Source organism: Pseudomonas sp. BN417 (assembly GCF_029871205.1).
In the GTDB taxonomy this organism is placed as follows: domain Bacteria; phylum Pseudomonadota; class Gammaproteobacteria; order Pseudomonadales; family Pseudomonadaceae; genus Metapseudomonas.
On sequence record NZ_SSOJ01000084.1, the window covers coordinates 25478 to 35411 of the forward strand.

General features: G+C 66.2%; 8 protein-coding genes. 2 read left to right on the forward strand and 6 right to left on the reverse strand.

Features of this window, described 5'->3' with window-relative positions; all coding sequences use genetic code 11:
* Nucleotides 1–4: 4 nt before the first annotated feature.
* Nucleotides 5–3625, forward strand: coding sequence for a transporter substrate-binding domain-containing protein (locus E8F11_RS09740; RefSeq protein ID WP_280288637.1), 3621 nt, complete (start codon nt 5–7; stop codon nt 3623–3625).
* 10 nt (nt 3626–3635) lie between these two features.
* On the opposite strand, the gene E8F11_RS09745 is transcribed toward E8F11_RS09740, so the two are convergent.
* From E8F11_RS09745 to E8F11_RS09765, 5 genes are all read right to left on the reverse strand, one after another.
* Nucleotides 3636–4700: an FUSC family protein gene (locus E8F11_RS09745; protein ID WP_280288638.1), complete on the reverse strand. Its 1065-nt coding sequence runs from the start codon at nt 4698–4700 to the stop codon at nt 3636–3638.
* Nucleotides 4701–4725: 25 nt separating this feature from the next.
* Nucleotides 4726–6057, reverse strand: coding sequence for a deoxyguanosinetriphosphate triphosphohydrolase (locus E8F11_RS09750; protein ID WP_280288639.1), 1332 nt, complete (start codon nt 6055–6057; stop codon nt 4726–4728).
* 214 nt (nt 6058–6271) lie between these two features.
* Nucleotides 6272–6589: a hypothetical protein gene (locus E8F11_RS09755; RefSeq protein ID WP_280288640.1), complete on the reverse strand. Its 318-nt coding sequence runs from the start codon at nt 6587–6589 to the stop codon at nt 6272–6274.
* Nucleotides 6586–6975, reverse strand: a complete 390-nt coding sequence (locus E8F11_RS09760; protein ID WP_280288641.1) for a phage holin family protein — start codon at nt 6973–6975, stop codon at nt 6586–6588. The genes E8F11_RS09755 and E8F11_RS09760 overlap by 4 nt, the downstream gene beginning before the upstream one ends.
* Nucleotides 6976–6977: 2 nt before the next feature.
* Nucleotides 6978–7292 (reverse strand): YqjD family protein, encoded by a 315-nt coding sequence (locus E8F11_RS09765; RefSeq protein WP_280288642.1) that lies wholly within the window; start codon nt 7290–7292, stop codon nt 6978–6980.
* A gap of 354 nt (nt 7293–7646) precedes the next feature.
* On the opposite strand from E8F11_RS09765, the gene E8F11_RS09770 reads away from it, so the two are divergent.
* Nucleotides 7647–8855: an ammonium transporter gene (locus E8F11_RS09770; RefSeq protein WP_280288643.1), complete on the forward strand. Its 1209-nt coding sequence runs from the start codon at nt 7647–7649 to the stop codon at nt 8853–8855.
* A 203-nt stretch (nt 8856–9058) separates the two neighbouring features.
* On the opposite strand, the gene E8F11_RS09775 is transcribed toward E8F11_RS09770, so the two are convergent.
* The coding region (locus E8F11_RS09775; protein ID WP_280288644.1) for an OprD family outer membrane porin at nt 9059–9934 on the reverse strand (876 nt) is incomplete at its 5' end.

Consider the following 9934-nt stretch of genomic DNA (forward strand, 5'->3'; position numbering starts at 1 on the left):
CGCCATGCGCCTGCCCGCCCTGCTGGTCAGCTCTCTGCTCGGGGGCCTGCTGTTTTCCCTGCCCAGCCTCGCAATCGAAGCCGTTCCGCTGCAGTTGCTGGGGCGTTCCGACCTGCGCGACCTGCGGGTACCGCTGGACGAGCAGGACAGGCTCTGGCTGCAGCACAAGGGCGTATTGCGGATCGGCACCAGCGAACCTGATTTCCCGCCCTTCGACACCACTGCCAGCGGCCAGGACTATGAAGGCGTGACGGCCGACTACCTGCGGCTGATCGCACAGGCATTGCAGCTGGAAACCCGGGTCCTGCGCTATCCCGACCGGCACACCGCTCGAGAAGCCCTGCGCGCGGGAGAGATCGACCTGCTGGGCAGCAGCCTGGAGATCGATGCCGCCAGTCCGGGCCTGATCCAGACCAGGCCCTACGTGCAACACCAGCCGGTGATGGTGATGCGCATCGACGACCGGCGCGCCGTCGGTGGCGACCTCGGGGGCCTGCGCCTGGCCTTTTCCGAGGAAGGTCCGGGCCTGGACCTGATCGGCCGTCTCTACCCCGACGCCCGTCCCAACCAGCACAGCTCGGTGCGCAGTGCGCTGCAGTCGGTCGCCTTCGGCCAGAACGATGTGTTCATCGGCGACGCCATCTCCGCCAACTACCTGATCAGCCAGGGTTACCTGATCAATCTGCGGATGACCAACTTCGCCGGTTTCGACGGAGTGGGCGTCAGCTTTTCACTGTCAGCGAAGAGCGGGCGGCTGCGGCGCATCCTCGATCGTGCAATCGCCGCCATACCCGAATCCGAGCGGGCCGGGATTCTGCGCCGCTGGGGCGGCGGGTCGGGGATGTTCCTCGAGGAAGCGCGGTTGCAGCTGACCGAGCGCGAGCGGCTCTGGCTGAAGCAGCACGGCCCGGCCAGGCTGGTGGTGGACGGCTCCTTCGAGCCGCTGACCTTCTTCAATGCGCAGAAGCGCTTCCGTGGCATAACGCCCGACTTGCTGGAGCTGATCCGGCAGAAGACCGGCTTGGAATTCGAAGTCCAGGACGGCGTCAGCCTCCGGGGTATTCTCGACAGGCTGCGCCACGGCCAGGCCGATATGGCGGCGACCCTGGTCTCGACGCCGGAGCGCAATGAGTTCCTCCGCTTCACCCGGCCCTACTTCAGCAGCAGCAACGTGCTGGTGGTCCGCAGCGCGGATCGGGATCTGGAAGGCCTGGACCAACTCGATGGCAAGGTGCTCGCCATCCCGGACGGCCACGCCATGCGGGGCTTTATCCAGCAGAACTTCCCCCGGGTGCGCCTGCTCGAAGTCGGTAGCGGCATCCAGGCGCTGTCCAGCGTGGCCGAAGGCAAGGCCGATGGCGCGGTGCATGCCATGGCGTCGGCGAGTTTCCTGATCAATCGCTACTACCCCGGAAAGTTGCGCATCGCCGACACCATCGGGCGTGACCCGGCGCGCTATGCCTTTTCGGTGGTGCTGGGCGAACCCGAGTTGCTGAGCATCCTCGACAAGGCGCTGCTGTCCATTTCACCGGACGAGCTGGGCAATATAGTCAACCGCTGGTACACCAATGCCGAGGTGGCCGAAAGCACCTGGGTCGAGTACGAGGCACGGCTCTACGAGGTGGGCTTCGCCCTTCTCCTGCTGTCGCTGCTGTTTGCCGCCTGGGCCCTCTACCTGCGCCGCCAGGTGTATCGGCGCGAGCGGCAGGAGCGCTGGCTCAACGACCAACTGGAGTTCAAGCGCTCCTTGACCGACGGCATTCCCTTCCCGCTGTCGGTGCGTGATCTGGAGGGGCGTACCCTCATTTGCAACCGTAGCTTCGTCGAGGCCTTCGGCGTGCCGCGGGAGGCCTTGCTCGGCAAGCGCCTGGAGGAAGTGCCGGGCCTCCAGGCCGATGCCCTGGAAGAGCTGGACCGCTTGTGCCCGCGTGCGCTGGAGAAAGGCGAGGCGCTGTTCAGCGACCAGCAGTTGCATGTCGGCGAACGCACCCTGGAAGTGTCCTACTGGGCCATTCCTTACCGGAACGCCCAGCAGCGCACCCTTGGCCTGATCTGCGGCTGGGTCGATATCACCGAGCGCAATCGCCTGATGGTCGAACTGCGCCAGGCCAAGGACCAGGCCGAGCTGGCCAACGTGGCCAAGAGCCGGTTCCTCGCCACCATGAGCCATGAGATTCGTACGCCGTTGAACGCCATCATCGGCATGCTCGAGCTGGCCCTGAAGCGCGAGGGGCTGGACCGCGAGGCGATCACCGTTGCCCAGGACTCGGCCAATTCCCTGCTGGTGCTGATCGGCGACATCCTCGATATCGCCAAGATCGAATCCGGGCGCATGGTCCTCGAACCCCGTCGGGCGGCGCCCAGGGCATTGGTGGAATCGGTGGTGAGGGTGTTCGAGGGGCTGGCCTGGCAGAAGGGCTTGAAGCTGTCCCTGAGCCTGGAGCTGGACACCCAGGACGACGTGATGGTCGATCCATCCTGCTTCAAGCAGATCCTTTCCAACCTCGTCAGCAATGCCATCAAGTTCACCGAGGCGGGCGAGGTCCAGGTTCGCCTGCTGGTCAGCGGGCTCGGCGAAGAGCTGGTGCAGCTGACTGCAGTGGTGGAAGACAGCGGCATCGGTATCACGGCGCAAGACCAGGAGTTGCTGTTCCAGCCCTTCACCCAACTGGCCGGCAGCATGAACGCCGGGACCGGCGGCACGGGCCTGGGCTTGAGTATCTGCCGCCGGCTGGTGGCGATGATGGGCGGGCGCCTCGAGCTGCAGAGCGAGCTTGGGGTGGGAACGCGGATCACGGTGAGCCTGGGCCTGCCGCGTCTGGCGCCCTTGCCCCAGGTGGCGGCGCTGCCCGCGCCTGCGGAGCCGCCGCGGCAGAGCCTGCGTGTGCTGGTGGTGGATGATCATCCGGCCAATCGCCTGTTGCTGGTGCAGCAGCTGGAGTTCCTCGGGCACCTGACCGAGCAGGCCGAGAATGGCCAGGCGGCACTGGAAGTCTGGGGGCAGGCGGCCGTCGACCTGGTCATCACCGACTGCAATATGCCGGTGATGGGCGGCTATGAGTTCGCCCGGCGCATCCGTGAACGGGAACGCGAGGCGGCTGCCACCCCCTGCCGGATCGTCGGCCTGACGGCCAATGCCCAGCCCGACGAGCGTGCGCGCTGCCGCGAGGCGGGCATGGACGACTGCCTGTTCAAGCCGATAGGCCTGGATGCACTGCGGCGCTATCTGCAGGACCTGGACCCCGTGACCGCCCAGCTCGCGGATCCCGGCGGCAAACCTCAGCCGCCACGCCTCGACCTGGGGCTGCTGGACAACGTCACGGGCGGCTCGTCCGAGCTGATCCGCAGCCTGTTGACCGAGCTGCACCGGACCAACCAGACCGACCTGCTTGAACTGGATGCCTTGCTGCAGGCGGGCAATTGGGATGACATGGAGCGGCTGGTGCACAGGATCAAGGGTGCGGTGCAACTGATCGCCGCGCAGCCGCTGCTCGAACACTGCATCGAGTTTGGCGACGCCCATAAGCGTGGTGCTCCGGATGCCAGGCTGCGGGAGCCGGGCGAAGCGGTACGGCGCAGCCTGCATGCCCTGCAAGGGGACCTGGCGCAGCGCCTGAAAAGCTGAGGCGCGCGCCTCACTTGCCCTCGCGTGCTGCCTCCATCCGTGGTGCCGGAGCGCCCCAGCGCTGCCGCGCACGGTGGGCGAGGTAGGCCACCAGCAGTGCCAGCGCCGCTCCCAGCAAGGTGTTGTAGAGACGCAACTCGGGCAGGTGCCAGTCGAGGGAAAGGCCCTCGGCCAGCAGCACGAAGCACACTGTGGTCTGCACCACGAACAGGCCGTAGTGCTGGGCGATATAGGCCCGGCTGAGGACGATCAGCGGCAGCATGCAGGCCACCAGCAGGGCAGGGCTCTGCAACCAGCTGCCCACCCCGATCAGGATCAGCGCGCCGACCAGGCTGCCCAGGCAGCGCTGGATGCCGCGCACCAGGCTGCCGTCGAGGTCCATCTGGAGGGTGGTCATCACCGTCAGTGTCAGCCAGTAGCCCCGCGGCAGGCCGGAGAGGTTGACGGCCAGGCCAGCGAGGGCGCCGGCCAGGGAGCAGGCGAGGGCATGGATCAGCCAGAGCCGCTGGGGCAGGCGCCGGGCATGGCGACGCATCACCCGAGCGAAGTTGCCGAGGCGCGGCATCAGCGGCCACAGTCGCAGGCCTTGGGACGCGCGCAGGGCGAAGGCCAGCAGCATCACCCAGAGCCCGCCCAGGGCGAACAGCGCGCCCACCGCCATTCCGTTGTGCAGATTGCCGAGCCCCGCTTGGCCCTGGCCCAGGCAGAGGCAGGCGGCCAGCCCCACGCCGAGCTTGCCCAGCTCGCTACCATAACGTTGCAGCACGGCCAGCAGCAGGCCCATCAGGGCGAAGCTGGCCAGGCTCGCCAGCGGATGGCTGGCGGCCCAGAAGCCGACACCAGAGCTGACGGCGCCCAACCCGGTGAGCAGGGTCATGCGCAGCATGCCGAGGCGGTGGAAGGGGTTGGCCAGGGCGGCCTGGAAGGCGCCGGTGGCGGCCCAGAGGAAACCGCTGTGGCTGGTGAACAGGCCCAGCATCAGCGGCAGCCCGCAGCCCATGCCCGCCATCAGGGCGGCGCCCCAGGCGGGTGGTCCGGCGTGCCAGCGCAGGCTCTGTCGGAACAAGTTACGCATCAGCGCTACTCCTGGAAGCCTGGGTTCAGGTCGGGCTGGAGCGGCCGGTCATCTCACGGGCCATTTCGGTAGCGTAGCTGTCGGTCATGCCGGCGATGAAGTCGATCATCTGGATGAAGGACCGGTACAGCGGCCAAGCGGGATCAGGGGCATTGTTGCCGAGCAGGTCGAGGATGCGCCTGTGCTTGAAGGACGGAGTACGCCCGCCGTGCTGCTCCAGGGCGGCACCACAGAAGGCGTTGAGGAGGATTTCCAGGGTGGTGTAGGCGCCGATCTCATGGAGCGTCTTGCGCTTGTCCTGGAAGATCTTCTCGCGGGCGATGGCCTTGGCCTGGAGCACGCAGCGCTTGGCCGGGCCATGCATGTGCTCCACCAGGTCGCCTTGCAGGCTGCCGGCCAGCAGGGCTTCCTGCTGCTCGACGAAGGCGCCGGCGGCGGCGTTGGTCAGGTGTTCGATGGCCTTGCCGCGAAGGATTGCCAACTTGCGCCGGCGCGAATCCCTGGGGCCGAGCTGACGGTAGGTTTCCGGCAGGTCGTCACCCACCAGGCCGAGCAGCAGGTCCTCGACTTCCGCGTAGTCCAGCAGCTCCATTTCCAGGCCGTCTTCCAGGTCGATCAGGCCGTAGCAGATGTCGTCCGCCGCCTCCATCAGGTAGACCAGCGGGTGGCGCGCCCAGCGGTGTTCGTCGATTCGCGGCAGCTCCAGCTTGGCAGCGATCTGTTCGAGCAGCGGCAGCTCGCTCTGGTAGCAACCGAACTTGTGCTTCTTGTAGCCCAGCGCTTCGGCATGGCGCGAGGTCCAGGGGTACTTGAGGTAGGTGCCGAGGGTGGCGTAGGTCAGGCGCATGCCGCCGTCGAACTGGTGGTATTCCAGTTGGGTCAGCACCCGCAAGCCCTGGGCGTTGCCCTCGAAGCTGAGGAAATCGGCGCGCTCAACCTCGCTCATGGCGTCCAGCCAGCCCCGTGCGGCGGCCTGCTGGAACCAGTGGCGGATGGCGTCTTCGCCCGAATGGCCGAATGGCGGGTTGCCGATGTCGTGGGCCAGGCAGGCGGACTGGACGATGACGCCCAGGTCCGAAGGAGCGCACCAGTCCGGCAGTGCGTCGCGCAGGGTTTCGCCGACGCGCATGCCCAGGGAACGGCCCACGCAGCTCACTTCCAGCGAGTGGGTGAGGCGCGTGTGGATATGGTCGTTGCTGGAGACCGGGTGCACCTGGGTCTTGCGCCCGAGGCGGCGGAAGGCCCCGGAGAAGATGATGCGGTCGTGGTCCTTGTGGAAGGGGCTGCGGCCCAGTTCTTCGGTGCTGTGCACCGGTTTGCCGAGACGTTCGCGGGTGAGCAGGGTCTGCCAGTCCAAGGCCGGTCCTCGCCGTTCAGTGGCTGAAGGCCCTACTCTAACGGAAAGCTCTGTCGACGACTCAGTCCATCGCCAGGCCGGCGGCGCCCGGATTCACCAGCGGCTCGAGGCCTTGGGGGAAGGCCATGGGCTGCGTGGAGTTGCCCACGGCTGATACGACGGGCCGCTCACCCATGGAAAGAATGTGGCCGGTTGCCGCCCTGTGCGGCCGGAGTCAATCCTGGCCGGAACCGGGCGGACGCCTGAGGAAGGCCTGCAGCAAGGGGTAGAGCGCGCTGCCCAGGCGCAGGCAGCGCTTCAGGCTGCCCTTGCGTGCGGCGAAGAACCCCAGGGCCGCTATCGCCGCCATGCCCCAGAGCGGTGCGTGGGGGATGTCCAGCTGGCGCGAGAACTCCTTTGCCTGGCGCAGGGGCTGGGTCAGCAGCAGCGACTCGTGGCGCAGTTCCTGGCGTTGCATCTCCAGCCGCAGGCGCACCAGCGCCTTGCGCATTTCCCGGCGGCTGGCCTTGCGCGGCAGTTCCGGCAGGCTCATGGCATCAGGCGCTCCCGGTCACGGGCCAGTTCTTCGAGGGTGGCGCTGAAGGGGGACTCGTCATCATCCACTGCCGCCCGCAGGCGGATGCCGCAGTAGAGGCTGGCCAGCAGATAGAACAGGCAGAGGCCGCCGAGGGCTTCGAACCGCCAGTTGTCCCAGAGCAGCATCAGCACCAGGCCGGACAGCCCGATCAGCAGGAGCAGGGCGAAGATCAGGGTCAGGCCGCCGAACAGCAGCAGGAAGAGGCTGTTGGCCTTCTGTTCCTGCAACTCGATGCCGAAGAGTTCCACATGGCTGTGGAGCAAGCCCAGCAGCGAGGCGCCGATGCGCTTGGGCGAGGGAGCGCGTCCCGAGGCCCGGGAGGAGGGGGCTTCGTCACTCATGGTCAGCGCCGGGCGGCCAGCAGGCCGAGCAGGAAACCGATGCCGGCGGCCAGACCAACGCTCTGCCAGGGGTGTTCCTGGACGTAGTCCTCGGTGGCCTGGACGGCGGCCTGGCCGCGATCACGCAGGTTCTGCTCGGTGTCACGCAAGGTCTCGCGAGCGCGCTTGAGGCTTTCGTGGATCTGCTGGCGCAACTCGTCGGCCTGGTCGCCCGCCAGGTTGGCGGTGTCTTGCAGGAGCTTCTCGGTGTCGTTGACCAGGGTCTGGAAGTCGGCCAGCAGGTCGTCCTGTGCGTGGGTGGCGGTCTTACGGGGCATGACGATTCTCCTTGTAGGACTCAATGCCTAAGAGTAGGTGCGTTCTTCCAAGGTTCACTCGGATTTTCCCTGGCACAGCTGGTATAGCGCTTGCATCGGGGTGGTGCGCGGTTGTGGCGGGTTGCGCCGCATCGGGGCGTCCAGGATGGACTTCCCGGTTCGGAAAAATCGCCTCAACCCTATGAAAAACAAAGAAAAAGGCTTTTCGAGACAGATCTTGCGCCTGCCGGCATGCACCAAAACGGGGTTTCGATACAGCCCTTGGTGGTGCGCTCCGGCTTCAGGATGGTGCGTGCCGGGCCTGCCTTGAACTGCTTTGGTGCTTTTTCCTCGCTGCCGGAGCTCCCTTCGCCAATGGAAAACCTCAATAGCGCCGTGGAAACCCTGATCCACGGCTCCAACACCCTGTTCATCCTGATGGGCGCCGTGATGGTGCTGGCCATGCACGCGGGCTTCGCCTTTCTCGAAGTCGGTACGGTACGGCAGAAGAACCAGGTCAACGCCCTGTCGAAGATCCTCTCCGACTTCGCGGTCTCGACCCTGGCTTATTTCTTCATCGGCTACTGGATCGCCTACGGGGTGAGCTTCCTCGAGCCGGCCAGTGCCCTGGCCGCCGACCATGGCTACGCCCTGGTGAAGTTCTTCTTCCTGCTGACCTTCGCCGCGGCCATCCCGGCGATCATTTCCGGCGGCATCGCCGAGCGCGCGAAGTTCTGTCCGCAGCTCTGCGCCACGTTGCTGATAGTCGCCTTCATCTATCCCTTCTTCGAAGGCCTGATCTGGAACGGCAACTTCGGCTTCCAGGAGTGGCTGAAGAATGACTTCGGCGCCAGCTTCCATGACTTCGCCGGCTCAGTGGTGGTGCATGCTGTCGGCGGCTGGCTGGCCTTCGGTGCGGTACTGCTGCTGGGCCATCGTAATGGCCGCTACCGCGAGGGCCGCCTGGTGGCGTTCGCGCCCTCGAACATTCCCTTCCTGGCGCTGGGTTCCTGGATCCTCATCGTCGGCTGGTTCGGCTTCAACGTCATGAGCGCCCAGACCCTGCAAGGTGTCAGCGGCCTGGTGGCGGTCAACTCGCTGATGGCCATGGTCGGCGGCACCATCGCCGCGCTGCTGATCGGACGCAATGACCCGGGCTTCCTGCACAACGGTCCGCTCGCCGGGCTGGTGGCGGTGTGCGCCGGCTCCGACCTGATGCATCCGGTCGGCGCCCTGGCCACCGGTGCCGTGGCGGGTGGCCTGTTCGTCTGGGCCTTCACCGCCACCCAGGTGAAGTGGAAGATCGACGACGTCCTCGGTGTCTGGCCGCTGCACGGCCTGTGCGGTGTCTGGGGCGGCATCGCCTGCGGGATCTTCGGCCAGGAAGCCCTCGGTGGCCTGGGCGGGGTCAGCCTGGTCAGCCAGCTGATCGGCACCGGGCTTGGCGTGCTGGTGGCACTGGCGGGCGGCTTCCTGGTCTACGGCCTGCTCAAGGCCACGGTAGGCATTCGCCTGAGCCAGGAAGAGGAGTATTACGGCGCGGACCTCTCGGTGCACAAGATCGGTGCCACCTCGCAGGATTGATAGGCCGTCATCGCAATTGAATTCGCTCCCACTGGTGTTATGCCGTCGCGCTCCTGTAGGTTGTGGCTGAGCTACGCGAAGCCCAACGATTCGTGTGCCGCGAAATGAAAAAGCCCGTCGATTGGCGGGCCTTCTTGTAGGAGCGAGCTTGCTCGCGAACCTGGGTCATCATTCGCCAGCAAGCTGGCTCCTACATAAGCGGCTTACCAGAGCGGCAGCACGTAGCTGAGGATCAGGCGGTTCTCGTCGAGGTCGTTGGTGAAGTTGGAACGTACGCTTGCGTTACGCCATTTGATGCCGAAGTTCTTCAGCGGGCCGTCCTGGAACACGTAGGCGATGTCGGTGTTGCGTTCCCATTCCTTGCCGTCTTCGCGGTTGGCGCCGAGGTCGATGTTGTCGCCGGACAGGTAACGGGTCATGAAGGTCAGGCCGGGGAGGCCGAGGCTGGCGAAGTTGTAGTCGTAGCGGGCCTGCCAGGATTTCTCGTCCTTGTTGGCGAAGTCGCCGATCTGCACGTAGTTGACCAGGAAGGGATCGGTGCCGTTGATATAGGCGAAGCCGGTGTCGCCGCTCATGCTCTGGTAGCCGAGGCCGAAGGCATGGCCGCCGAGGGCGTAGGTGAACAGGGCGCCGAAGGCCTTGTTGTCGACGTTGCTGGCGCCTTCGTCGGTGGAGCGGGCGAAGCGCAGGTCGCTCTTCAGCGACTGCTTGTCGCCCAGCGGCAGCAGGTGCAGGACGCTGACATAGTGCTGCTTGTAGAGGTCGTCCAGCTCGCCATAGTGATAGCCGGTGCTGAGGCTGTCGTTCCACTTGTAGCTGGCGCCGGCGAAGTTGAACTGGTCGCTGGTGGTGCCGGGGCGGACGACGATGCCACGGGCGCCGCCGTTGGCGAGGGTCATGTCCTCGTAGTCGGAGGAGTCGCGCTGGTTGACCTGCTGGAGCTGGCCGGCGTCGAAGGTCAGGCCGGCGAGCTCCAGGGAGTTCAGGTGACCGCCCTGGAAGGTCTGCGGCAGCAGGCGCGAGTCGTTGTACTGGACCACCGGCAGCTTGGGCAGCAGGGTGCCGACCTTGAGCACGCT

Excerpts from the sequence above, each read along its gene's own strand:
- E8F11_RS09740 (WP_280288637.1), top strand. The coding sequence starts at position 5 with ATGCGCCTGCCCGCCCTGCTGGTCAGCTCTCTGCTCGGGGGCCTGCTG.
- E8F11_RS09745 (WP_280288638.1), bottom strand. The coding sequence starts at position 4,700 with ATGCGTAACTTGTTCCGACAGAGCCTGCGCTGGCACGCCGGACCACCC.
- E8F11_RS09755 (WP_280288640.1), bottom strand. The coding sequence starts at position 6,589 with ATGAGCCTGCCGGAACTGCCGCGCAAGGCCAGCCGCCGGGAAATGCGC.
- E8F11_RS09760 (WP_280288641.1), bottom strand. The coding sequence starts at position 6,975 with ATGAGTGACGAAGCCCCCTCCTCCCGGGCCTCGGGACGCGCTCCCTCG.
- E8F11_RS09765 (WP_280288642.1), bottom strand. The coding sequence starts at position 7,292 with ATGCCCCGTAAGACCGCCACCCACGCACAGGACGACCTGCTGGCCGAC.
- E8F11_RS09770 (WP_280288643.1), top strand. The coding sequence starts at position 7,647 with ATGGAAAACCTCAATAGCGCCGTGGAAACCCTGATCCACGGCTCCAAC.